The 23,771-nt window shown below is 57.8% G+C and carries 13 protein-coding genes; 9 read left to right on the top strand and 4 right to left on the bottom strand.

Features of this window, described 5'->3' with window-relative positions; genetic code table 11:
- The first annotated feature begins 30 nt into the window (after positions 1 to 30).
- Positions 31 to 1,509, top strand: coding sequence for a Ycf46 family AAA ATPase (locus tag J3R75_RS01290; protein WP_307259410.1), 1,479 nt, complete (start codon positions 31 to 33; stop codon positions 1,507 to 1,509).
- A 72-nt stretch (positions 1,510 to 1,581) separates the two neighbouring features.
- On the top strand, positions 1,582 to 2,151 hold the full coding sequence (locus J3R75_RS01285; protein ID WP_307259408.1) for a nitroreductase family protein: 570 nt from the start codon (positions 1,582 to 1,584) through the stop codon (positions 2,149 to 2,151).
- 245 nt (positions 2,152 to 2,396) lie between these two features.
- Here J3R75_RS01285 and J3R75_RS01280 read toward each other — a convergent pair whose 3' ends face one another.
- The 4 genes from J3R75_RS01280 to J3R75_RS01265 form a co-directional block, all read right to left on the bottom strand.
- Positions 2,397 to 5,825: a helicase-related protein gene (locus J3R75_RS01280; protein WP_307259406.1), complete on the bottom strand. Its 3,429-nt coding sequence runs from the start codon at positions 5,823 to 5,825 to the stop codon at positions 2,397 to 2,399.
- 214 nt (positions 5,826 to 6,039) lie between these two features.
- Complete coding sequence (locus J3R75_RS01275) at positions 6,040 to 6,741, bottom strand: hypothetical protein (protein WP_307259404.1); 702 nt, start codon at positions 6,739 to 6,741, stop codon at positions 6,040 to 6,042.
- A gap of 1,078 nt (positions 6,742 to 7,819) precedes the next feature.
- Positions 7,820 to 11,641, bottom strand: a complete 3,822-nt coding sequence (locus J3R75_RS01270; protein WP_307259403.1) for an Eco57I restriction-modification methylase domain-containing protein — start codon at positions 11,639 to 11,641, stop codon at positions 7,820 to 7,822.
- A gap of 12 nt (positions 11,642 to 11,653) precedes the next feature.
- On the bottom strand, positions 11,654 to 15,352 hold the full coding sequence (locus J3R75_RS01265; RefSeq protein WP_307259400.1) for an SNF2-related protein: 3,699 nt from the start codon (positions 15,350 to 15,352) through the stop codon (positions 11,654 to 11,656).
- A 467-nt stretch (positions 15,353 to 15,819) separates the two neighbouring features.
- Here J3R75_RS01265 and J3R75_RS01260 point away from each other — a divergent pair, with 467 nt between their 5' ends.
- From J3R75_RS01260 to J3R75_RS01230, 7 genes are all read left to right on the top strand, one after another.
- A complete protein-coding gene (locus tag J3R75_RS01260) occupies positions 15,820 to 17,076 on the top strand; it encodes a phosphoglycerate kinase (RefSeq protein WP_307259398.1) in 1,257 nt (418 codons plus the stop codon).
- A 116-nt stretch (positions 17,077 to 17,192) separates the two neighbouring features.
- Positions 17,193 to 17,984 (top strand): triose-phosphate isomerase, encoded by a 792-nt coding sequence (gene tpiA, locus J3R75_RS01255; protein WP_307259396.1) that lies wholly within the window; start codon positions 17,193 to 17,195, stop codon positions 17,982 to 17,984.
- 318 nt (positions 17,985 to 18,302) lie between these two features.
- Positions 18,303 to 18,899, top strand: a complete 597-nt coding sequence (locus tag J3R75_RS01250) for an RNA polymerase sigma factor (RefSeq protein WP_307259395.1) — start codon at positions 18,303 to 18,305, stop codon at positions 18,897 to 18,899.
- Between the two features lie 152 nt (positions 18,900 to 19,051).
- Positions 19,052 to 19,972: an anti-sigma factor family protein gene (locus J3R75_RS01245; protein ID WP_307259393.1), complete on the top strand. Its 921-nt coding sequence runs from the start codon at positions 19,052 to 19,054 to the stop codon at positions 19,970 to 19,972.
- Positions 19,973 to 20,057: 85 nt separating this feature from the next.
- Positions 20,058 to 20,942, top strand: coding sequence for a hypothetical protein (locus J3R75_RS01240; RefSeq protein WP_307259391.1), 885 nt, complete (start codon positions 20,058 to 20,060; stop codon positions 20,940 to 20,942).
- A 2-nt stretch (positions 20,943 to 20,944) separates the two neighbouring features.
- A complete protein-coding gene (locus J3R75_RS01235) occupies positions 20,945 to 22,342 on the top strand; it encodes a DEAD/DEAH box helicase family protein (RefSeq protein ID WP_307259389.1) in 1,398 nt (465 codons plus the stop codon).
- Positions 22,308 to 23,600 (top strand): DUF790 family protein, encoded by a 1,293-nt coding sequence (locus tag J3R75_RS01230; RefSeq protein ID WP_307259387.1) that lies wholly within the window; start codon positions 22,308 to 22,310, stop codon positions 23,598 to 23,600. The genes J3R75_RS01235 and J3R75_RS01230 overlap by 35 nt, the downstream gene beginning before the upstream one ends.
- Positions 23,601 to 23,771: the final 171 nt, after the last annotated feature.

Here is a 23,771-nt window from a genome sequence, read left to right as displayed (position 1 = left end):
CGCCGGGGCGGCATCTGGAAGGAACGCGTTATGTCTGAAATGATGGACCAACTGCAAAGCACCATTACCGGGCGTAGCCCGCTGGTGTACATCTACAGTCCCGAGGAAGAACGCATTATCCGTGGTATTCGCGAGCTCGCCGCCGGCGAAAGCACGCCGGTACGGCTGTGGTCAAGCGTCATGGGCCTGGAAGGCGCCGCCGCGGAGACCACTGACCCCGTCAAGGCCATCCTGAGCATCATCAGCCAAGACCTGCGCGGCATGATCGTGCTGCGCGACTTGGCGCCCTTCATGAGCGACCCGCACGTCGTCCGCGCGCTACGCGAGGCCTACAATGACGGTCGACTTAAACACGACCGCGTGGTTTTCCTCCTCTGCGCGGACATGAATGTCCCCGAAGCACTCAAAAAAGAAGTCCATCTGCTGGAGGTCGCCCCGCCGGACGAAAGCGATATTGCCGCGCAGATCCATGCGCTGGTCGCGGAAAATCCCGACTACGTCATTCCCGAAGATGTCATCCGCCAGGTCATTCTGGCCCTCAAGGGCCTCACCGAAAACGAAATCAGCTACGTGCTACACCGCGCCTGTAGACTCAAAAACGCCGATAAAGATCAGCTGCTGGACGAAATCTTCGCCGAGAAGAAAAACGTGGTCAAAAAATCCGGCTTTCTGGAATTTTCGCCGCCGCGTTGGCGCGTGGATGGCATTGGCGGTCTGGACAATTTGAAGGACTGGCTGCTCAAACGCCAGCACATGTTCACCCGCGAGGCCCTGGATGCCGGCGTGCCCATTCCCAAAGGGCTTTTGATGATGGGTGTCAGTGGCTGTGGAAAGAGTCTAGCGGTAAAGACCATCTCGTCCTTGTGGAATATCCCCATGTTCCGCCTGGACATGAATCTGGTGTTCTCCGGCATGTACGGCACGCCGGAAGAGGCCTTCCACCGCGCGCTCAAAACGATCGAGTCCGTCGCCCCGGCCGTGCTGTGGATCGATGAAATCGAAAACGCCCTGGGGTTGGACGAATCCGGCGACCGCATCGCCTCGCATATCTTCTCAAGCTTCCTCACTTGGATGCAGGAAAAGCCGCCGCTGATTTTCATCGCCGCCACCGCCAACAAAATCCAGGCGCTGCCGGCCGAAGTCCTGCGCAAAGGCCGCTTTGACGAAGTGTTCTTCTGCGACCTGCCGTCGAAGGAAGAACGTGAAGACATCATGCGCATCCACCTCAAAGCCAATGGCGCCAATCCTGATGACTTCGATTTCAAGATGCTGCAGATCATGACCGAGGGCTGGAACGGCGCCGAAATCGAGCAGGCGGTGATTTCTGCCCGTACCGACGCCTTCTACGAAAAACGGCCCTTCAACCAGCGCGATCTGAGCAATGTCATCGGCCGCATCGTGCCGTTGTCCGATACCATGGAGCAGCAGATCAAGGCCATTCGCAGCTGGGCCTTTTCACGGGCGACGCCGGCATCCAAATACGGCAAGTCCGCCGCGAAGCGAGGGTGATAGTGCGCCAGCGAGCCGCGTCACTTGCCTCGGCATTTCCCATCACGCGACCCAACGACAGGAGACCCCGCGATGTTGAAACTTATCAAAGACCGCCGTACTATCCGTTTTTTTGAGCAGAAGGCCGTGCCGGAAGAGGTCCTGCGGCAGATGATTGACGGCGCCCGCGTGACGTCTTGCGCCGGCAATATGCAGCAGCTGCGCTACGTCGTGGTGGCCTCAGCCGATATGGCCGAAAAAGTCTTCGCGCAGACGGCTTGGGGCGCCATGGTGCGCCCCAAGCGCAATCCCGAATGGGGCAAGAACGCCGCCATGGCCTACATCGCCGTGCTTGGCCCCAGCGACGCCGCGCCCATGGCTCACGCTGATGCTGGCGCCGCCATCCAGAGCATGCAGCTCGTTGCCCAGGCCAATGGCCTGGGCTGCTGCTGGCTGGGTGCCATCCAGCGCGAACCCCTGCGCAAACTCCTGCAAGTCTCCCCTAGCCAGCAGGTCATGTACCTCCTCGCCGTCGGCTACCCCGCCGAAAAACCCGCCAGCGAAGACGTCCCCGCCGGCGCTTCGCTGCGCTACTACCTCGATGACCAGGACGTCATCCACGTCCCCAAACTCGCCCCCGTCGACGTCGCCCGTTGGTGCTGACCGAAGATTTTTCTATCCACAGATTCCGCAGATTAACACAGATTTCTTTTTGAGGGTGGGGGCGGCGATAACCAGCGGTATGGCGACTGTCGGCGGTTTGTAGGTCTGCTGGTCTGTTGTCGGGCTGGGCTCGGCGGGCGTTGGTCGCTGGTTTGTGGTCCTGCAGGTCGTCCGGTGGCGCCGCGCATGTGCGTGTCGGTGGTCGGTGGTCGTCCTGTGGCGCGGCGCTTGCGCGGGCTGCGTGCCTACTCCCTCCTGGTTTCGATGGCAACGATGATTTCGCTGCGGGTGTTTGCCGACAGCTTGGTGAGGTCCGCCAGGTAGTTATCGCCCAGCTTCTGGCGGATCATCTCGACCTGTTCGAGGAATTTCTGCAGTTGCGCATCGCTTTTGAGTTCGAAGCGCCCAAGGCGGCGCAGGGTAAATTCCGACAATGCGCCGAAGCGCTCAATGGCCTGTCGCAGGGTCGGCAGGAAGGCCCCGGCGGGCGATGCGTCGTTTTGCAGGCGCGATAGTGCGGCAGCGATGTTGCTGAGCGCCCGGACGCGCATGGACCTGGAGTCGCCGCCGCCGGCCTGATGTCGGGGGCCGAATTGATCCAGTCCGGCCTTGGCTTCGTCATAGGCGTCCCAGAAGTCTTCGCTCAGGCCCAGGCGCGGCTCGGCGAAGTCGCATTGGATGGCAGCGAAGGCCTCTTCCATGGTTGTGGATTCGGCGCGGAGGCGTTCGGCACCATCAATTTCGGGCACGTAGATCGTGAACAGCCCCAGTCCCTTGCGTTTGAACAGATAGAGCGCATTACTGTCGCCGGTGCGGGCGGTTTTAATGCGGTGCGGCAGGTGTTGCAGGCGCTGGGCCATGTCCGGGTGTTGTTCCAGCATGGCCAGGTAGGCCTTTTTCACGCTGGTCAGGAAGCTTTCTTCCTCGCTGTCTTCGGGGTTCTGCTGGAGTTTGCGGAAGAGACTGGACGCCTCGGGGGTCTCGTCGATGTCAAAGATTTGTGCGTCTTCGCCGATGGTGTTGTGGATCATGAACATCTTCGCGGCGGCGATTTCGCGGCTGCGGTTGATGTCCGCTCCGCGTTCGGTTGGGAAGAAGTTGAAGATGTAGAGATTCTGAAAGACCTTGTTGCCGATGCGGTTGATGCGTCCGACGCGTTGGATGACGCGCGTGGGGTTCCATGGTATGTCGTAATTGATGACCAGGCCGGCGCGATTGAGATTATGGCCTTCCGACATCTTGTCGGTGGCGACCAGGATGTCGTACTGGTCCAGGGGCTTGCCCTTTTTGCCAAAGCCGGCGTCAAAATTGGCGGCGAGGGTTTGTTTGAGTTGTTTGGACGTATTGCCGCTGACGCTCAGCACCCGGCCGGGGAAATGCGTTTCGAGGTAGTCAGCCAGGTGCTTCACGGTGTCGGCGTATTCCGAGAAGACGATCACCTTGCGTTTGGGCTCGCCTTTTTTGTGCGCAATGTCGGGGTGTTTGCTGGCGAGCACGGCCTTGACGACGTCGGTCAGGCGGGCGGCTTTGGGATCGTTCTGCGTCAGATCAAGTTGCTTGAGCTTGTCTTGCACCTCGTGGAAGAGCGCGATGTCGTGATCGAGATCGGCCAGGAATTGGTCCTTTTGCGCGAAAGCAGCGACCTCATAGACCCGCTTGTTGCGCGGGGTCAAGTCCACATCACTTTCGCTGGCGAAGTCTTCCAGGGCGGCTTCGACGTCGTCAGCGTCCTTGGCGTAGAGTCGCTCCAGGAGCGTACGGTTCATGATGTAGCGGTTATGTTTGCGGATAAAATCCCGTGCTTGTTCATGGCTGACGATGAATTTGTCAATGCTGCGGGCAAAGGCCCCGAATGAGCTTTCGAAGCGTCGCACGAGCAGCCTGCACATGAAGCTGTACAAGTTTTGCTGCTGGATGCTCTCGCGGTGCAGGTCTTGCCCGCCGCGGCCGGCGCCGGTTTTGCCTTCATAGAGGAATGGCTGATACAGACAGCCACGGAAACTGCCGCCTTCACCGAAGTAGGTGCCGATGATGTCGTCGTAAAAGCGCGATTGTTCCGGCGTCAGTTCGAAGTATTGCTCTGCCGGCGGCTGCATGTCGGACAGTTCGCTGACCTCGTTGCGGTAGTCCGGGTCATTGCGCAGGTCAATGCGATTGCGGCGGATGATGATCGGCTCGAGGATTTTGCGTATCTCCCGAGCCATTTTCCGTGACCATTTTTTGATCAGGCGGGGATCGATGTCACCGTCGGGAGCGTGGCGTTCGAATTGCCAGTGCAGCTTTTCGTAGGCGCTGCGGACGCGCTTGACGGTTTCGTCGTCTTCCTTCTTCAGGTTTTTCTGAATGAATGACAGCTGGCTGAAGACATTGTCGTAGGTCGCGAAGCGGTGTTCCAGGCGGTCATCAAGAGTGATGTTGGAGCAGCCAGGGACGACGAAGAGCTTGAGCAGGGCGAAGATGTCAGCAGGGCGGTTGTTGAAGGGCGTGGCGGTCAGCAGAATGACTTTGCGGCCGCGGCAGATGTCCGAGAGGGTCTCGTAGTCTTCGGTTTCCTGATTCTTGAAACGGTGCGCCTCGTCAATAAGCACGACTTCGATGTCGGGACGGTCCTTGACGTAGTTCCAGGCGTCCTCCAACAGACCACACGAAAAAATTTCCCAGTCGTAGAAGCGGAAATCGCTCTTGTAGTCCTGCCAGCCGGACTCGCGTTTTTGGGCGTCGCCGATGAGTCCCGGCGGCGCGATGATGATTCCGCGTTTCTTGATGCCGTTGATGATCAGACTGGCAACGACCGACTTGCCGAGGCCGACGACGTCGGCGATGATGACGCCGTTGTATTCCTGGAGGATGGTGAGGGCCTGGTCCACCGCGTCAAGCTGGTAGCGGTATTTGGTGTAATCATGGTCCTCAAGAATCTGGCTGAGGTAGGCCGATGCGTTCACCTGCTTTTGCAAGTCGAGATAAATCTTCAGCAGCAGGCCATAGGCTTCGTAGGGCGTGACTGCCGCGGCGATGGACTCGTGCTCGAGGATGGCCAGAATGCGTTTCAGCGTGTCGGGGTCTTCGGTCAGCACCACGCCGTCGTCCCACAGTTGCTCGAACTGCTCGGCCAATTCATCGACACCAAAGTCGCGGCTGCCGACCTGCACCTGGTTCTGCACGGTCAGCTTTGGCTGGGATAGGTCAATACTTCCGGTCAGCCAGTCGACCTGGGAAAAGAGCTCGCCGGAATCGCGATCGAAGAGACAAGCACGGGCGTAGGTGAGATTGCGGCTGCGGCGGATATGCAGGCGGCCGTTTTTCAGCAGGTCGATGAAAAGCGGCAGGCGCTCGTGGAACGTCGCGATGTCCAGTTCAGGGGCGCCCATTGCCGTGCGCAGGCTCTCCAGGTACGCCTCAATCAGCTCGCGATCGCCCGGTAGCGCCGTGATGTTGGACTCGTTGGGTTCGCGGCGGTTGATCTCCACCAGATGGGAGTAATGCAGCTCAACGTCCATGCCGACGATGATGCGCAGGGCGACACGGGGATTGGCCGCCAAGGCGTCATGGAAGGACTTTAGAGCCGAGAAGTAAAAAAAGCCGCCCATCACTCGGATGAGCGTGCTGTCGCTGGCCAGTTCGCGCAGCTTTTCGCCGAGCGCGGCGGCCTGTTTGATGGTATATAGATGACTCATGGTGTCGGTTCTCCATAATTTCTTGTTGCGTGTCATGCCCAGTGGGCTGGCTGGCGGCTGCCGTGACAGTCCGGCCGGCCACGGCCGGTGGGTGTGGCAGTTCTCTCCCACGCCAGCGGCCATTTTCTGGCTGGTAGATAGGCGTGTGGAGCTTGTTCGGGGCTGCGGGGCATTCATCTGATAGGGTCACCGCCACTGCGTGGTGGCGGGGTGGTCACCTGGGGCTATGGCCCGGCTCAGCTGCGGCATCGCGGTCTTCGCGGAGGTAAATTTTCATGGCTGAGAGAGGAATGTCGTACGACGCAAGCAGCTTCTTGATGTTCTTGACCATGTCGTTAGCACACAAATTGACCTCGGCGTGGAGGTCGCCGGGAATTGGCGCGGCCACGCGCAGGTCACTTGGATTGGCTGAAAAAGTCGGGTTGTCCCGGCGTGAAATCCATTTTTTTTCTTGCGTGACGGTGACAAAGCGTGACGGGTTGCTCTCATAGAGATAGTTCAGCACGTGCAGGTAGAGATTTTTCCAGGTCTTCAAGCCTTTGTAAGCGCGGTCGTTCAAGATAAAGCCGTAGGGTCGTTTGAAGGTAAAGGGTTCATCCAAGCTGTGTGATTCGTTGCGATCGAGCTCTTGCACAATACGGTCGCGGTGGGTGTTTTCGCCGATGCTGCTTTCTTCGTCTTCTTGTTCCGGGTCCACGTCAAAAAAGTTCTTCAATAGGGTTGTGATGCGGGTGACACTGGCTGAATATTGTTCGAGCTGGATATTGTAGTCTTTGAGAAAGGCGCTGCGGGTGGTAATGGACTCGTTGTCGCGCGGGTCGATACTCAGTAACATATCCTCGGGTAAGGCCAAGAGCTCTTCACCGACTTCGTTCAGGGTGTCCAGGATGCTTTTTATTTTGGCTTCGTTCGTCATGGTTTCGAGCTCCAAGATGAGTCTATTGCCGGAATGATCACGGTGACACCGGCCATCGGCGTAAGCGGTTAGCCATTGATAATGGATGCACGACATGCCTCTCGCTGGCGCAGTGAGATGGGACGGGAAAAACCAATGTGGCGCCCTCCGGGCGCAGTTCTAGATTGTTGTCATACCCCGGGTTGCGGCGCCCTCCGGGCACCTCGCCCGGGGTTATGCATGGTGCGGCCCTCCGGGCCGAATTTGGGCTTTTCTTGTTCCTTCTTTCATCCCTGGACATGGCGCCCTTCGGAGCCGAAAACCGATGGAATATCGGTGTCTCAGAAGTCCCCAGAGCTGGTATCAATGACTCCTATGAAACCCGCTGCTGTAAAGGTCGGCGGAAATCAAGGTCGAATGGCTGGGCGGCGACTGGCCGTGGGTTTCCTGCAAATTGTCCCCGGTGGGGAAAACACCGGGGTGGTTACTCCTATGAAACCGATGCTCTTCATTTAACGGTATCTATGGCACTTGTTCAACCAAGCAGCCTTTTCTCGTCGTGCATTTCCGCCGCGAAGCGGCAGAAGCGCTGAAAGCGCGAAACATACTAGCCCAGGGCAAGCGGCGCCGAAGGCGCGCGCCGCCCTGGGTAGCGCGTCCTTTACGCCCGTGTTCCTCGGCCCCTTTGGCCCCAGTCGGCGAAGCTGACTGGGACCAAAGGGGCAATGGAACTCACTAGCTTGCCTAGGGTTGACGTCGGCGGCATATCGGGCATCCAATATCACTGACTCCTATGAAACCCGCTGCTGTAAAGGTCGGCGGAAATCAAGGTCGAATGGCTGGGCGGCGACTGGCCGTGGGTTTCCTGCAAATTGTCCCAGCGAAGCGCCGGGGTGTACACTGACCGCTGACGCTTCGCAGCGTCAGCGTCACATTGACAGTCCGGCACACCTGCGCGGCACAGTGGCTATGAACCTCGCGGATCGCCGACACCAGCGCGGCAAAGTCCATGCCAGCAGCGCCGCAGGCGCCTTGCGCAGACTCCTTGCGGCTGGCTGTTTGCTGCGATGCAGGTCTCTTCATCTCCGCTCCCGTGGCATCAAATATCCGTTACCGGTGTCCCCGGCGCTTGATGATCACCACGCTTCGACGTAGACGCTGCCGGGGGCGCGGTGGGCTGCTGCCGCCGCGGTGGACGACCACGACGCTTCGGCTCGGCAGTGGCTGGCGGCTCGGCAGTCTGCGCAACGGAGGACGCTCCAGCCGGCTCGGCAGCCGGCGCAACGGTGGGCGCTCCAGGCGCATCGTCAGCGTCATCGTCGGTAGCCGCGCTCCTAGCCTGATCAGTGCCTTTGCCGCCCTTCTTGTCGGCGTCCGCCGGGACCTTCGCCGTGGCAGCCTCGACTATCGCAATTTCCTCCGGCGTTAGGCCGTAGAGCTCATAGACCTTCTGGTCAATCTTGGCCTCCAACTCCGATGTGTCTGCAGAGGGGTTGGCCTCTTTTGCAGTGAGGATACGGTCGACAAGAGAAATGATAGGCTGTTGCTCTTCATACAATATGGCAGGAATAGGACATTTGGATAGATAGTGATCATCCATAACCCGGGCGGTCTCTGTAATGTCACTAAATAATGTCTTCTGAATATACCATGAGCAGAAAGTTGAGTTCAAACAACCAGCTATAAACTTTGGAGAAAAATTGCTATCTTTGATTACAAGATTAACTAGCTTTTCAGTTGCCAGTAAACACTTGTCAATATAAGTACAAACAAGTCGATTTCCACGTAGAACTTTGATTATAATTCGATCAATTGAATTATGCTTGATTTTATCATCATATTTCTTGTCAGATAGATCAATTTTATATATTTTCTTAACAGCATATCTACTGACGTCAGGAACTTTGTTAATGAAATTATAATTTCCCTTATGTAATAGTCTTGCTTTATCATTATCACTTACATATATACCTCGAAATACTTGCCGTTTAATATCTCCAAGATAGTGGTTACGTAGCTTAATTTTATCAATAATGTTAATTGATTGATCTGAAAGACAAGATAGAATGAAAGCGTCTGATTGTCTCATAGTATCTTGTGGCAGTGGTAATAACGAGCACAATGTTTTATTAGGTGTGCATTTTTTGATAGGATCAAAATAACTTCTTTTCACAATATTATTCTTAGTTAAATGTTTTTTCCGAAGGACAAAAATAAAAGTCTCTAGGTTAACATTTTCAAACATTAGTCCTGGGTCAGATATCGCAACAAGAGTATTATCTAAAATGACGTTCCTAGAGAACCTCCACTTTTTTGAAAAAACAATTGATTTTGGAACAATGAACGAAATGATAGAATGTTGCTTTAAATAATAAAGAAACTTGTAAATGAAATATTCGGATGAATCAAGAGAGTTTGATACTTCAACTTGTTGTTTGGCATCGGAATCTATTTCCGCGCCATACGGCGGATTACCGATGACGACATCGAAACCGTTGTTGACATTGAACATCCATTCGGGGTCGAAGTAAGGTGAGCTGGCATTTTGGTCGTAGGGGTTCCAGTCGGTGAGTTGCCGGGTCATGGCGTCGATCAGCGTGGCGGGAGTGCTTTGTTTTTTCTTTTCGGTGGCGATATCGGCGTCCAGGAGCTTACGTTTACGGGCGTTGGCGTCGTACTTGTTGGGGGTGTTTTCCTTGACTTCGGGAGCGAGGTCAGTAATGAGGTAGTTGTTGTCCTGGGGCTTATCGCGCACCTGCCAGTTCGGGTCAGCGACTTTGGCGCGTTCCGCTTCGAGCAGTGTCAGTTTTTCAAGGTTGGGCGCGATGGCTTGCGTGATAGCCGCTTTGATTTCCTGGCGTTTGGCCTCGTCTTCCTGGCGCAGTTTTTTCTTTTCGCGGTAGGTGCGGGCTTGGAAATGGCGGTGGCGGATATCCCAGAGTTCGGTTTTGAGCTGGCCGATGTTGGCGGTGTCGAAGCCGGGTAGCTCCGTCTTCATGTCCGGCAGGCCGATCAGGGAGTCGGCGGCGACGAATTTGGTTTCGAGGTTTGGGAGCGGGTTGATGCCGTAGTTGGTGGCGGTGTCGTCGCTTCGCGTCTGTTCGCAGACGAGAGAGATAAAGAAGCGCAGTTTGCTGATTTGGACGGCGATGCATTGAATGTCCACGCCGTAGATGCAGTTTTCGATCAGCTGGAGTTTGAGGTCATAGAGCGATTCACCGGCGGGTATCTGGCGCAGGATGCGCAGGAGTTCGACCATGCGCAGGAGCATGCCCATGGGGAAAGCGCCGGAACCGCAGGCGGGGTCGAGAATCTTCGCCGACGTCAGGGCTGCGTCCAGGCGATGGCAGAGCGCCTCGTCAGCCGGGCGGACGCCGTCGGCGAAGAGCTCTCGCAGGAGTTTTTCATGTTCGGCGCGCTGGGCTTCGGCCTGGTCGCCGTCGTTTGGCTGCAGTTTGGTCTGCAGATAGGCGATGAGACTTTCGTCCACCATGTAGTTGACGATTTCGCGGGGGGTATAGAAGCTGCCGGTGGCATTGCGGGCGGTGGTGCTGGTTTCTGGATTGAAGGCACCGAGCAAGTTTTCAAAGACCTTGCCCAGGAGCTCGGGATCGAGGGCAATGTCCTGGTCATCGTGTGCATTTTCGTCGATGGTGAAATTGTAGCGTTGCAGCAGCGGGATCAGGCCGGGCGCCTTTTCGTCGTCGGCAAAGAAGAAGGCATTGGGGACATGGGCCACCTTGTCTTTGTTTCGGGAAAAGCCGTCAAAGTAGTCGCGGCCGCGATCCAGGCATTCAAAAAGACCGCCGTTGAGAAAGGGGATGCTGCAGAAGAGCTTGAGGACTTCATCCTTGGGAATGGCAAAGTCGCCGCTGTAGCGATAGAGCGTCTTGATGTCGAAGTGCTCGCGATTTTCATCCCGCGAGCCGTCGGCTGCAAAAGCCCGGCAGTCAATTTCCGAGTTGAGGGTGGCGAAGAACAAATTCTGCAATATGGCCCGGTAGTAGTTGTCGCCCTTTGTGAGTTCGAACGACTTGAGGATTTCCTCCAGGCGCCAGCGATCGAACAGGTCATTGGGCACCAGATTCTTCTGTTTGATGAACCACACGAAGAGCAGCCGGGTGATGAGGCGGATGACCTGCTCGGATTTGACGCGGGCGCGGAAGACATCCTCATTTTCGCCTTCTTTTGGCTTGGCGGTCTCGCAGGGGAAAATCACTTCCGGTGAGGCCACTGCCCGCTCATACCAGGCGAAGAGCTCCTTGTAGAATTCCTTCGTCAGCTCTTCGACGCTGAAGGCCCTTTCGACGTCGTGAAAGCTCTTCCATCTTTCGACTTCACCGCTGGCGGCCTTGTCATTGGCGCTGTTGGTCATGCGATAGCGGAAGCTGCGGTTCTTGGTTCCCGTGGAGTCCTTCTCGACGAAGTAGGTGAAGCGGCGAAAGCGCTTTTCTGTGGTAAAGATCAGACTCAGACGGAAATTGCCCTCCTCGTCGTGGAAGAAGAAGAGGCCAGTATGATATCGAGTTGACCAGCCAGGGTTGTACTTGGCGATATAGTCAATAGCTTCATTCAGCACATACTTGGCGAATTCCGCCTGCTTCCCTTTGGATGAACGGCTGGTGATAGACCCTTTCATGGGCACGGAATAGACCAGCATGGGAATGGCGTCTGGGGTACTGCCAAAAACTCGGCCGATGACCTTGACTACGCCGTCTCTTAAAACATCGGAAAACTGACGCAGGGCGCGGGCATGATTAGGGTTCGCCTTGTCGACTGAGCACTTAACGCCAAAATACCCACCTGATCCTGTGCGGCAGCGTTCAAAGCCGTAATCGCCGAACTTCAAACGGCAGAACTTTTCAATGTTTTCCGGCGAAATGGCGCTGATCAGGTTGGTGATTTCTACAGGTGTGGACATGGCTTCTCATCCTTATTTGTCATTGACGAAGGTCAATATGGTGTCGTGTTCGTGAAAGGTCGCTGCCTTTGACTCTGTGACCGGCAGTAACTCCGGCGCTGGCGTCGGTTGCAGTTGCGAGATGAGTTCGTTAATCTCAGCGATGGAAGCATTATTTCCCAAGTCGATGATGTCTTCCATTTGCTTTTTGGATAGCCGGCCCTGCTGGCAGGCGGAATACAGCGCGGTACTGTTGCCGTCAGAGTACCTTCTCTGCCATTCAAAAAGAATATTTTCTGCTTTTTGGGTCAAGCGACTGCGTGTTCTGCTACCCGGGCTGATCATGGTTAGGTCGGGTGGCGTATCCATGCGCTTTTCGATGGTTTCGTAGTCGTCTGGGAAGCGGTCGGGTTCGGGGCAGGGATCCGTTTTGGTGGCGGCGATTTTGTCGAGCGCCTCGATGAAGTCGATGGGCGCCATGCGCTTATTGGCGTCGGACGGATGGAGTTCCTCGAGGATTTCGGCTTGAACGAGGGCGCCTTTTTGACTGAAGCGCAGCATGTTGGCTTCGGGTGCCTTGAGCCGCACGGTCTTCATGCCAAGGCCGTAGGCCAGCAGGTCTTTTTCGAGGTTCGCGATGTCCTGGGCATTGACATAGCCGTTATGGTCGAGGGCCTCTCGATAGCGTTTTTGCACTTCGGTTTCTTCGCTGGCGGGTTCGGAGCCTTTGGCGGCCTCGAGCTCAATTTGTTCGAAGGGTAGTCCCGTGCCGGCGGTGTCGTCGCCGAGAATGGTCGCGTCCTCGAAGAAGAGCTGGTGGATCATGATGAGCTTTTGGGCGGCGATGTCCTGCGGCGAGGCCCAGTCGGCCCCAGCGGGCTTGCCGTGGCTGTCAGCCCGCTGGTATTCCGGGTAGAGATTATAGGCGTGGATGGTCTTGAACCAGCAGGCGTTGATGCGATTGAACCGCCCCAGGCGCTGGATGATGCGCACCGGATTCCAGGGAATGTCATAGTTGACCATCAGGCCGGCGCGATTAAGGTTGACCCCCTCAGAAAATTTATCCGTGGTGACCAGAATGCGCGGCGCGGTCCAGAGGTTTTTGGTGTCGGCCTTGACATCAAAACAGGCATTGACATTACTGGTGGCGTGGACGAGTTTGACCTTTCTGAGGTCGAGGTTGTCCTTGATGTCGCCCTGCTGTTTGTCAATAGCCAGCATGACGGCGTTGTCGCCAAATTCCTTTGCCAGTTCCTGGGCGAGGAATCGGGCGCTGTCAATGAACATGGTAAAGATGACCACACGGCGCGGGGCGCCCTCTGATGGCAAATCGCCGGCGGCTTCGTCTGCCAGCAAGGGATCGGGTTCGTCGGGCTGCTGTTTGACCGCCGGGGCGATTTTCTCTTTGAGCAGGGCCAGTTTGGAGTCTTTCTGGACCAGCGTTACGGCGTGATCCTGTAAGCACCGCAGAACCTTCAGATCTGCCTGCAGGCCCGCAATGAAAACCTCGTCTTGGCCGGGAAGAAAGGGGATGCCCGGGATTTTCGCACCTGGCCGGCAATAGCGAAGGTTTTTCAGGTCGGCGGCGGGGAGGTCGTCGTCATCGGTGTCATCGCCGGCATCAAGCCCTTGGGGGAAATAGTAGAGCTTCTCGGGGTCTTGCAAGTCTTTGATTGCTTGCGTGTAACGGTCGAGCAGTTTTTGCACCGAGCGTTGGAAGGCGTAGGGGCTGCTTTCGAAGCGCCGCAGCAGATGCCGCAGCGTCATGCTGCGATAGTTGTCCAGATAGTTCCCGGTTTCTTCGTTGCCCTCGGCAGCAACGAATTCGGCGACGCGGTAGATGGTGCAGGCGAAACCCGCCCCGGCCGTGCCGGTTGCGGCGTGGTTTGCGGCGCCGCTGATCTGGTTAGGGGTGGCCTGTTCGCGGTCGGCGCTGTGCTGGAAGACGCTGAGCACTGCCATGAACGCTTGGTTCTGCGCGGGGGCCAAGGCGTAGTACTCGCCATGGACCTCCTGCTTCGGCATGGTAATCGGCCCACCATTTTCAAAATAAACGGGATTCTCTTTGAGGTCGGAGCGATTGCGGCGGACGACATAGGGATGGAGCGTGGCAAAGAGCCCCTTGCCGATGTCTTCAAGCGCGGGACGGATGTCTTTTTTGTCTTTTATTGCGGGCCGGCTAACTTTTTCCTCTTCTATTATGGGCTTCTCGTATTTTGCTTTCAGCGTTTGAAAGCTCGTTTTGACCGTGCGTGGCCGGGACAGGCGATTCCAGTTGCGTTCCAGAAAGACCAGCTCCTGGTATTTCTTGTCTTGCTCGCAGATGTAGTCGTAGATCGATAATTGCGGCTGTTCGGGCAATTTGTCGTTGCGGGCGGCGAAGAGGTCCACCAGCGAGGCCAGGTCGGCCGGCCGATTGTTAAATGGCGTAGCAGTCAGAAGAACCACCCGGCGATTTTGACAGAGTTGCTTCAGCTTTTCATAGTCCTCAATCTTTGGATTGCGAAAGCGGTGGGCTTCGTCCACGATGACCATGCCGATGGGGTTCTTCTCACAATACGCCGCGGCCTTGACCAAGTCGGTCATGGGAAAAACTTTCCAAGGCCGCCCGGGAGCATCGAGCTTAAATTTTTTCAGATACTCTGTTTCCCAATCGTCCACCAGTGTTGGCGGGACGATAATTATGCCGCCGCCGGGATGGGCCTGCGTCGCAATCAGGGCGGCAGTGACGGATTTGCCGAGGCCGACGGCGTCGGCGATGATGACGCCACCGTGATCGCGGATGATCCGGATGGCATGCGCCGCGCCCTTGAGCTGGTACTGAAAAGACGTGTACCTTGCCTTTTCAATGGCGTCCAGGAAAGACTTTTTCAGGTCGCCATCAAGGGCGGAGTTGCCCAGATAGTGCTTCATCAGGGCCATGTAGCCTTCGAAGGGCGTTGGCCGGCGATAGGGTGAATCCCTCTTCAAACCATCGGGCGTCGTACCAGACGTATCTTCCGGCGAGCCCTTCTTCGGGTTCACCTCGATAATATCATCGCTGCCGTCATTCCATAGCGCATTGAAGAGGCGTGCGAGTTCAGCGGCGTGGTCGCCGTCTTTGTGCACCTGCACGTTCAGTTCCTGGCGTTCTGCCAGGCCCTGCTTGGAAAAGTTGCTGCTGCCGATGATGTACGATGCGGGTGACTGGTTCGTTTGCGGATAGAAGAGATAGAGTTTGCCGTGATTGGGCACCCTGGTCTGTTTGAGTTGCAGGCGCAAGGTCTGGTGCGTAAGCATCTCCACAAAAAGATTGTAGAGACCTGCGTCGGTATTTGTCTTGTCCTTGCTGGGGACTTTACTAAGGGCAGCCAGGAGATTTTCTTTGTAGCGCTTTTTGCGCTCCTCTGGCGACTGATTGGGCGGAGGCTCCACTTCCACGAGCGCATGGGCAAAATCCTTCGCGCCGATTTGTGCTTCCATGCCGACCAGGATGCGCAGGGTGAAGGGCTTGTCAGCTTTGTTTTTGGCCTTCAGTGCCGCGTAGAGTTCCGGGATGCCATTGAAATAGAAGTAGCCCGTCAGCACATCCATTTGCTCGGCGGCGGTAAGTTGCTCCGAGAGTATCTTGCCCATGCGGTTGGGGCATGGCGGGTTTTGATTATCCCAATGCAGCAAGGACAACTGCGGGTCGGCGTTAGCGGCACATGGCGTTTCATCGGCGCGGCTCATGGCATCATTTTTCCCCGACATACTCTCTCCCTCCACGTGCTTGGCGCGGGGCCATAGGCAGAAGCAGCACGTATCCGCGACCCCACGCTGACAGTAGGCTAAGTGTAGCGCCAATTTTCCTTTTTGCACCTTTTTTATCCGCAGACTCCGCAGATTTTCGCAGGTTTTTTTTCTATCCACAGATTACGCAGATTTTCGCAGATTTCTTTTCTATCCACAGATTCCGCAGATTAGCGCAGATTTCATTTTTTGGGAGGGGCGTCTTCGGTTGTCCTGTGTCTCGGCGCTGGCGCGGCGCCGGCTCGGCGCGGCGCCTTTTCGCCCGGCTATAGATACTTTTTTCTCTATATCAGCGGCTGAAAAAAGCAGGTATCGGCGTTATATTACGGGCTTCTCTCAGAGAGTTCTTCCATGCCGCTGGTGGCTCATGCAACGAGTAGCGCCAGTGATGTGCACAATCCAACCCGAGACGGAGGCAGAGTGTATTTATGAACAAGAAAACGATCAAAGACATTGAGCTCAAGGGCAAGAAAGTGGTGATGCGCGTTGATTTCAACGTGCCGATGAACGACGCGCTTGAGATCACGGACGACACGCGTATTCGTGCGGCATTGCCGAGCATCACGTACGTTCTTGAGCAGGGCGCGGCGTTGGTTCTGATGAGTCATCTTGGCCGTCCGAAGGGCAAGGGTTTTGAGGCCGAGTTCAGTCTTAAGCCGGCGGCGGCGCATTTGGCGAAGCTGTTGGGTCGTGAGGTGAAGGTCGCCGCGGACTGTTTGGCGGCGGACGCCGACGTTGCCGCGCTGAAGTGCGGCGAGGTGCTGATGCTGGAGAACACCCGTTTCTACAAGGCCGAAGAAGGCAAAGCGAAGACGGAAGGCATGAGCGACGCCGAGGCCGCCGAGGCCAAGGCCGCGATGAAGGCCAAGAAGGCCGCGATGGCCGAGAAGCTGGCCAGCTACGGCGATGTCTATGTCAATGACGCCTTTGGCACGGCGCACCGCGACCACGCGTCGACGGCGTCCATCTGCAAGTTCATGAAGAAAAAGGGCGGTCCTTGCGTGGCCGGCTTCCTAATGCAGAAAGAGCTGGACTACTTGGGGTCGGCGGTTGAGGCGCCCCAGCGGCCTTTCGTGGCCATCATTGGTGGTGCGAAGGTCTCAGGCAAGCTGGAAGTACTGCAAAGCCTGATGAAGAAAGTCAACACCATTCTGATCGGTGGCGGCATGGCCTACACCTTCTTGAAGGCCCAGGGCCATTGCATTGGCAAGTCGCTCTGCGAAGACGATCTACTGGATACTGCCAAGGCGACGCTGGCAGCCGCCAAGGCCGCCGGCGTTAAGTTGATGCTGCCGCTGGACAACATCGCGGCGGACAAATTTGACGCCAACGCCAACACGCAGATAGTCGGCAATGACATGCCGGAAGGCTGGATGTCGCTGGACATCGGCCCGAAGACGATTGATGCGTACACAGCCGAAATCAAAGGCGCGAAGACGATTGTCTGGAATGGCCCCATGGGCTGCTTTGAGATGCCGGCCTTTGCCAAGGGCACGACGGCGATCTGCAAAGCCGTAGCCGAATCCGGCGCCATCAGCATCATCGGCGGCGGCGACTCCGTCAGTGCGGTGAATCAGAGCGGCTTGGCCGACAAGATGACGCACATTTCCACTGGTGGCGGTGCCAGCCTCGAATTCCTCGAAGGCAAAGAGCTGCCCGGCTGCACTGCTTTGGACGACAAATAAGCGTCTTTGGCGCTTTCCGACGACGCGCCCGGCGCGCTTGCCTGGCCAAGGCGGCCAGTGTCTCGCCGGGTGTTGAATAAAGCCCGACTATGAATGCAATGTGAAGGAGATACCCGATGGCCCGTCAAATACTGATTGCCGGTAACTGGAAAATGAATAAGGGCGCCGCTGACGGTGCGCAGCTAATCAAGGACCTCAAAGCGCAGTTTGGCAGCGGCTGCTCCTGCTGCTGCAGCGGCGCTAAGAAGCCCGAAGTGCTGGTTTGCCCGACGTTTACGACGCTGTCGGCCGTGGTTGCCGAAGCGCAGGGCAGCTGCCTGTTGGTCGGCGCGCAGAACATCCACTGGGCGGACCAGGGCGCTTTCACTGGTGAGATTTCCGGCGCCATGCTCAAAGAATGCGGCGTGACGCATGTCATCATCGGCCACAGCGAGCGCCGCCAGTACTTTGGCGAGACCGACGCGACCGTGAATCAGCGGCTCAAAGCGGCTCTGAAGAATGGTTTGACGGCGGTGGTCTGCGTGGGTGAGACCCTCGCGGAACGCGAAGCCGGCACCACGAACGTCGTGGTGGAACGGCAAGTGCGTGGCGCTCTGGCTGACATCAGCGCCGACGACATGAAAAAGGTCGTGATCGCCTACGAGCCGGTGTGGGCTATTGGCACGGGCAAAGTCGCTAGCGACGAGCAGGCGCAGGAAGTGCATGCTTTCATTCGTGGGCTGCTCAAGGTGATGTTCAGCTGCCCATGCGTGGCGGACAGCACCCGCATTCTCTACGGCGGCAGCATGAACGCGGCTAATGCGGCTGGTTTGCTGGCACAGCCGGATATTGACGGCGGTCTGATTGGCGGCGCGTCCCTCAAGCCTGCCGATTTCGCCACCATCGTCAAGGCTGCGGCTCAGGCCTGACGCGTGTTGGCATGGCAACGCCATGGCGCGTCAGGCAATGCCGTCGCCGTGGCGCACCAGCTAGCTTTTCATTGCTCGCCGGGGCCGTTTCCTGGCTATGCGGCAGCGGGCATGGGGGTCAGTGTTCACGCTGATTTGCCTCCCGGCGGGTGTTCGGGTGATGAGTGCCAGCAGTTGTCTGTTGAGTCTGCCGCGACGAGGTCGCAGGCTGGACAATAGACTGCTGTTGGTTTTTTTGCAGTTAGTGACTTTGTGCTTGGCAAAAGTCTTTGGGGGGCGCATGTTAAGGCGCGGTCCGAAGGCGGGTACGGAGTCATAGTGAAGATAGCAAAGGGCACGATGAGCGACGATAGCACACTGATAGAGCGTTTCAAGGCTGGCGACCAGGCGGCTTTCAACCAGCTGGTGGAACGTCATTCCGGCAAGGCCTACCAGATTGCCTATGGAATCCTGGGCAACCGCGAAGATGCGGAGGAAGTGGCCCAGGACGTCTTTGTCAGAATCTATCGGGCCCTGCACAATTTCCGCGGTGACGCCGAGTTCACGACATGGATGTACCGCATTGCCACCAATTTGGCCAAGAACAAGTACCGCTGGAACAAAAGCCGGGGCAGTCAGAAGAACATGAGTATTGACGCGCCGTTGAATGGCAGTGAAGACGGCGATGAACGTTACATGGACTTGCCGGACCAGGAGATGGCGCCCGATGCCAAATCGGTGTACGAGGAGCTCGAGCGCACTACCATGAAGGAATTGCAGAAGCTGCCGGAGCTCTACCGGCAGGCGCTTATCCTCCGTAATATCAAAGATATGAGCTATGAGGACATCGCGCAGACCCTGAATTGCAAACTGGGGACCATAAAATCGCGGATTGCGCGTGGTCGTGAGGAACTCCGGCAAAAACTAGGGCTCTAAGTCAGTAGCGGCTGCAGGTATGCCATTACGACATTTACGGCGTTCTGCAGCGGCTGTGGTCCGTGGGCTCATGACGAGCTCAGCGCCTGACTGGCTTGGCTGCTGGCCCTGGTGACGGATGTCTGATTGAGTCGTTGTCAAGGAAAATGAGTATGATTACTGCCTCGTCGAAGAGCACCTGTCCGAGTGTTGAACAGCTAAGCCAGTTTTTGGATTTGACGGTGGCCGACCTAAGTCAGCCCCAATGGGACTTGGTGGCCAGTCACTTGAAGGAATGCGCAGCGTGCCGCAACAAGGTGGCGGCTTACCAGCGGCTTGATCAGGCGATTGAAGTTGCGGTTGCGCCCCCTGCGGGTTTGGCAGATCGCATCATTGCCGCCTGCCAGGATGCCAACGCCCACGAGACCATACGGCCTTTCCCGTGGTGGCGTAGTGGCTGGGGCAAGGCGGGAATTGCCGCAGCTGTGCTGGCTTTTGCCGGCCTGACTGCGGTCAATGTCAGCACCTCCGGCAGTGGCGACAGCTTTGTGGCTAGCGCGCCGCAGGACTCGGCTACCCCGGCCATGCTTCCCGCTGCAGCCGGGCCCTTGTTTGCTGAAGCCGCAACGGCTGTTCCCGTATCGCCGCCCGCTGAAGACGGTGCCAGTGCTACGGGGGCGCTCTACGAACGGGGCAAGTTGTCGGGGAGTGTTAATTCGCAAGATCTGCGCACGGTGAGTCGCATGGCCCAAAAAGCCCAGGCGGCGCCGGCCGCTGCGGTGAAATATCTGCTTCCTGACACGGTTCGCCATGTGTGGACAGTGGACGATTTGGCCCGGAGCCGCAAGCGCCTGGCTGATGCCAGCACGGCCATGCAAGCACCCGTGGCCTGGTCAAATGACGACGAACGGGGTCGGCTGAAGGCCGTGTTGCTCTTGACGGATGGCGAGTTACAGCAGTTGGTTGACAGACTTGGCGATGGCCATTGGGCCTTGGTGTCGCCGTACCTGCCCCAGCCCAATGCGCCCGATCTGGTTCATGTCACGGGCAAGCGGCTGCAGTATGAGATCATTCTGGTGCAGCGCGAAAAATAAGCGCAGGACAGGGCGATGGGTTCGGCATGATTGCTGAACCCCGGCTCGTGGTGAAAGTAAGGCTGCCGGTGGGGAAGGGGCTGCAGTGAAAGTTTTTACGTACTGGTGCCAGGAAACTCGCAGGATTGACCGCGTGGCCATCACGAGCCGCGCTGGTTCGGATATCTCAGTCGATGACGCCAAGCAAAAACTGGACCAGCGCTTTCTCTATTTGGCGGAAATGCGTCGCCATGCTGATTCGCTCAGCGACGCGCGCCGTCAGCAGATCAAGGCGTTTTTCGCGGAAGGCGCCACTGCCGGCGATGAGTACCAGCGGCCGATTTGCGAAGAAGTCGTCAAAGTGCTTGACGAGCACAACGTCATTACCCGCAATCGCTATGGCGCGCTGGTGTTGAATTCCGAAGACCACGTTTTTCTGGACATTGATTTCAGTGCGCCCTTGCCGTTGCCATCCATTTTTTCGCGTTTTTTTTTGGCCATTGCGTATTCGGGGAAAGCCTCCGGCGATGCCGCGACGTTGCGCCAGAAAGCGCTAGATCGTGTATTGTTGGCGGCGCGGCTGTCGGCCTTCTCGCATTTGCGCTACCGCATTTATGAGACCAAGCAGGGTTTGCGGGTGGTGGTTGGTGGCGCCAAGATACCGCCGCAATCGGCGTATATGGACGAGTTATGCAAGGCTTTTGCGGTGGATGAACGCTACGCCTTGCTGTGTCATCAGCAGAATTGCTTTCGGGCGCGCTTGACGCCGAAGCCCGCGCGCCTGCGGCTGGCGTATCCGGCTGGCGTGCGTTTCCCCTATAGCGCCGCTGATGCGGCGCGCATGGCCACGTGGATACAGACCTACAACGAGCGCAGTGCCAAGTATTCGGTCTGCCGTCTGGTGACGGAGCTTGGCGGCGCGCAGTCGTCGCCCATATTGGACATTCACGACAAACTGTGCAAGGTCGACGCGGCCTTGCCCTTGGCCTAGGCATGGCAGACAGTCTCATCAAACTGAGTTTTCAGGACGGCACGCTGATTGTGGCGGCACCTGCAGACACTGATCTTCCCCTCTCCGACCACTGTCAGTACGACGAGCGCATACATGCGTGGCGCGCGGAGGCCATGGCCTACGCGACGGTGGTGCGTTTGCTTCACACCCGGCAGGTTGCCTATGATGACCAGGCTCGGGGCTATGACAAACTCGCGCTGCAGCTGAATGCTGGTCCCGAGCCGCGGGATTATCAGCGCGACGCGTTGCACGCGTGGGTGCAGGCAGACTGCCGCGGCGTGGTGGTACTGCCGACGGGCACGGGCAAATCCTTTGTTGCCCAGCTGGCCATTGCGCGCGCGTCGCGTACGACGCTGGTGGTGGTGCCGACGCTTGATCTCATGGAGCAGTGGGCGTCGCAGTTGGCGGCGGCTTTCGGGCAGGACATTGGCCTGCTTGGCGGCGGCAGCAAGGACATCCGCGACCTCACCGTGAGCACTTACGACTCAGCGGCCATAATGATGGAGTTTATTGGCAAGCGTTTTGGGCTGTTGGTCGTAGACGAATGCCACCATCTTCCCGGGCCGGCCTACCAGTTGCTGGCGCGCTTCACGATTGCCCCTTTCCGACTGGGGCTGACCGCGACGCCCGAGCGCAACGACGGCGCAGATGAGGTCCTCGACGAGCTCCTTGGCACGATTTGTTTTCGGCGCGACATCGATGAAATGGAGGGCGCCGTCCTGTCGCCGTACCGCACGGAGCGGGTGGGCGTCACGTTGGACCCCGACGAGGCGGAGGAATACGCCGCGACCCGCGCCGTCTATGTGAATTTTCTTCGTGCGCAGCGGATCAACTTGGCCAGTGCGCAAGGGTGGAGTCAATTCTTGATTGCCTGTGCGCGCCAGCGCGGCGGCCGTGAGGCCCTGCGGGCTTTTCTGCGGCAGCGGCACATCGCGCAGGCTGGCCGGGCCAAGTTGCGGCAGATCTGGGAGTTGCTGCAGGAACACCACGGCGAGCGGGTACTCATCTTCACTGCTGACAACCAGACGGCTTACGAGATTGGCCAGCGCTTCGTTCTGCCGGTGATCACCCACCACACCAAGATCGCCGAACGGCGGGAGTTGTTGGGGGCTTTTCGTGCTGGCGAATTGCCGGTGCTGGTCACCAGCAAGGTCCTCAACGAAGGCGTGGATGTGCCCGAGGCCAGTGTTGGCATCGTGGTGTCCGGCAGCGGCAGCATCCGCGAGCACGTGCAGCGCCTCGGGCGTATTCTGCGCCCAGTGGCGGGCAAACAAGCCGTGCTTTATGAACTGATCAGTGCTGACACCGCTGAATGCTACGTCAGCAACCGGAGACGCCAACACCGTGCTTACGAAAGACCTGATTCGCTGTCGCATTGATCGCGGCCGCCTGAAACCGCAGTTCGTGCCCGTCGACGACCCCGAAGCGCTGGCCCTGGCCGGCGATCTGCTGGAGCCGTATCGGCTGCCGGACGGGCCGCGCCGCTGCGATATCGACGAGATGACCGACCCCATTTGCAAAGGCGCCAGGGATGTCATTCTGGCCAAAGGCCTGAAGAAAATCATCGATGACCAGGCGGAATTTGCCACCGGCGACGACTACGACTACCCGGCGGCCCGCCGTCGGCTCTTCGCCCAGGCCGCGCAGTTACTGCGCAGCTCGGAGCGCCTAACGGAGGACGAGTATCGCCGACGTCTGGCCCTGGTCGCTGCGGCAGAGCCGCTGCTGGCCGAAGACCGGCTCTACGCGGATTTGCCGGAGAACGATCGCTTGCGCGCGTTCAAGGACCTGACGGCGCGGCAGCTGCTGGAGCGTTACAATTGCGGGCTGGTGCAGGGCCTGCTGGTGCGGGCGTCGGCGATGGAACTCGGCGTCGATGCCAGCGACGCGAGCAAGCTCCGTCGCCTTTTCAAGTACCTCAAATTCTTCCGCCTCCTCTGCCGCTTGTATGGCGATGACGCCGCCAAGGAATCGCCGCTGACGGACGACGGCGCAACGGACTCTGCCGCAGCGGGCATTTTCGCCAAGGGCGCGCTGTTGCGGGCGCGGATTGAGGGCCCGGCGAGTATCGTCACGGAGAGCAAGCGCTATGGCCTGCAGCTGGCCTGTTTTTTTCCGGCGGTTTGTGCCTTGGCCCGCTGGCAGCTGCGGACGGAAGTCGAGTGGAAAGACCGAACGCGCGAGCTGGTCCTGGACGAAAGCAGCGGCTTGGTCAACCACTACCATAATTTTACGGCCTACGTGCCGGATGAGATCAAGCTCTTTCACCGTCATTTTGCCGACACGGTCAACGCCTGGACGATTGTCACGCACACGCCATTTCTGGCCGGTCCGGGCAACGAGCTGATTTTTCCCGACCTGAGTTTTGCCAACAGCGACGGTTTGCTGATGCATCTGGAGTTGTTCCACCGCTGGCATTCCGGGCCGCTGCGGGAACGCCTGGACTATCTGCGCCGGCAGCCGGCCCTGCCGCTGCTGTTGGGCGTGGACCGGTCGCTCTGTCGGCAGGACCCAACCATGGAGGAGGAGCTGAAGACAGAACCAGCATTCGCCGACCGCGTTTTTCTCTTCCGCGATTATCCCACCGTCGACAAGACTCTAAAATGCCTGGAGAAAGCCCAGGCGCGGATGCACTAGAAGGGCGCCCGAATTGGTCTTTGCCGGTGAGAAACAGTGCAAAGAACAGCGGTGGTTGCTGAGTTCCATTGCCTCTTTGGCTCCAGTCTGCTTCGCCGACTGGGGCCAAAGAGGCCGAGGAACACGACCGTGAGTGGCGTCTAACCCAGGGCGACGCTCCGCCTTCGGCGT

Source organism: Oligosphaera ethanolica (assembly GCF_030814695.1).
GTDB classification, from domain to species: domain Bacteria; phylum Verrucomicrobiota; class Lentisphaeria; order Oligosphaerales; family Oligosphaeraceae; genus Oligosphaera; species Oligosphaera ethanolica.
This window is presented reverse-complemented; position numbering and strand designations above follow the sequence as displayed.

Excerpts from the sequence above, each read along its gene's own strand:
- J3R75_RS01290 (WP_307259410.1), top strand. The coding sequence starts at position 31 with ATGTCTGAAATGATGGACCAACTGCAAAGCACCATTACCGGGCGTAGC.
- J3R75_RS01285 (WP_307259408.1), top strand. The coding sequence starts at position 1,582 with ATGTTGAAACTTATCAAAGACCGCCGTACTATCCGTTTTTTTGAGCAG.
- J3R75_RS01280 (WP_307259406.1), bottom strand. The coding sequence starts at position 5,825 with ATGAGTCATCTATATACCATCAAACAGGCCGCCGCGCTCGGCGAAAAG.
- J3R75_RS01275 (WP_307259404.1), bottom strand. The coding sequence starts at position 6,741 with ATGACGAACGAAGCCAAAATAAAAAGCATCCTGGACACCCTGAACGAA.
- J3R75_RS01270 (WP_307259403.1), bottom strand. The coding sequence starts at position 11,641 with ATGTCCACACCTGTAGAAATCACCAACCTGATCAGCGCCATTTCGCCG.
- J3R75_RS01265 (WP_307259400.1), bottom strand. The coding sequence starts at position 15,352 with ATGTCGGGGAAAAATGATGCCATGAGCCGCGCCGATGAAACGCCATGT.
- J3R75_RS01260 (WP_307259398.1), top strand. The coding sequence starts at position 15,820 with ATGAACAAGAAAACGATCAAAGACATTGAGCTCAAGGGCAAGAAAGTG.
- tpiA (WP_307259396.1), top strand. The coding sequence starts at position 17,193 with ATGGCCCGTCAAATACTGATTGCCGGTAACTGGAAAATGAATAAGGGC.
- J3R75_RS01245 (WP_307259393.1), top strand. The coding sequence starts at position 19,052 with ATGATTACTGCCTCGTCGAAGAGCACCTGTCCGAGTGTTGAACAGCTA.
- J3R75_RS01235 (WP_307259389.1), top strand. The coding sequence starts at position 20,945 with ATGGCAGACAGTCTCATCAAACTGAGTTTTCAGGACGGCACGCTGATT.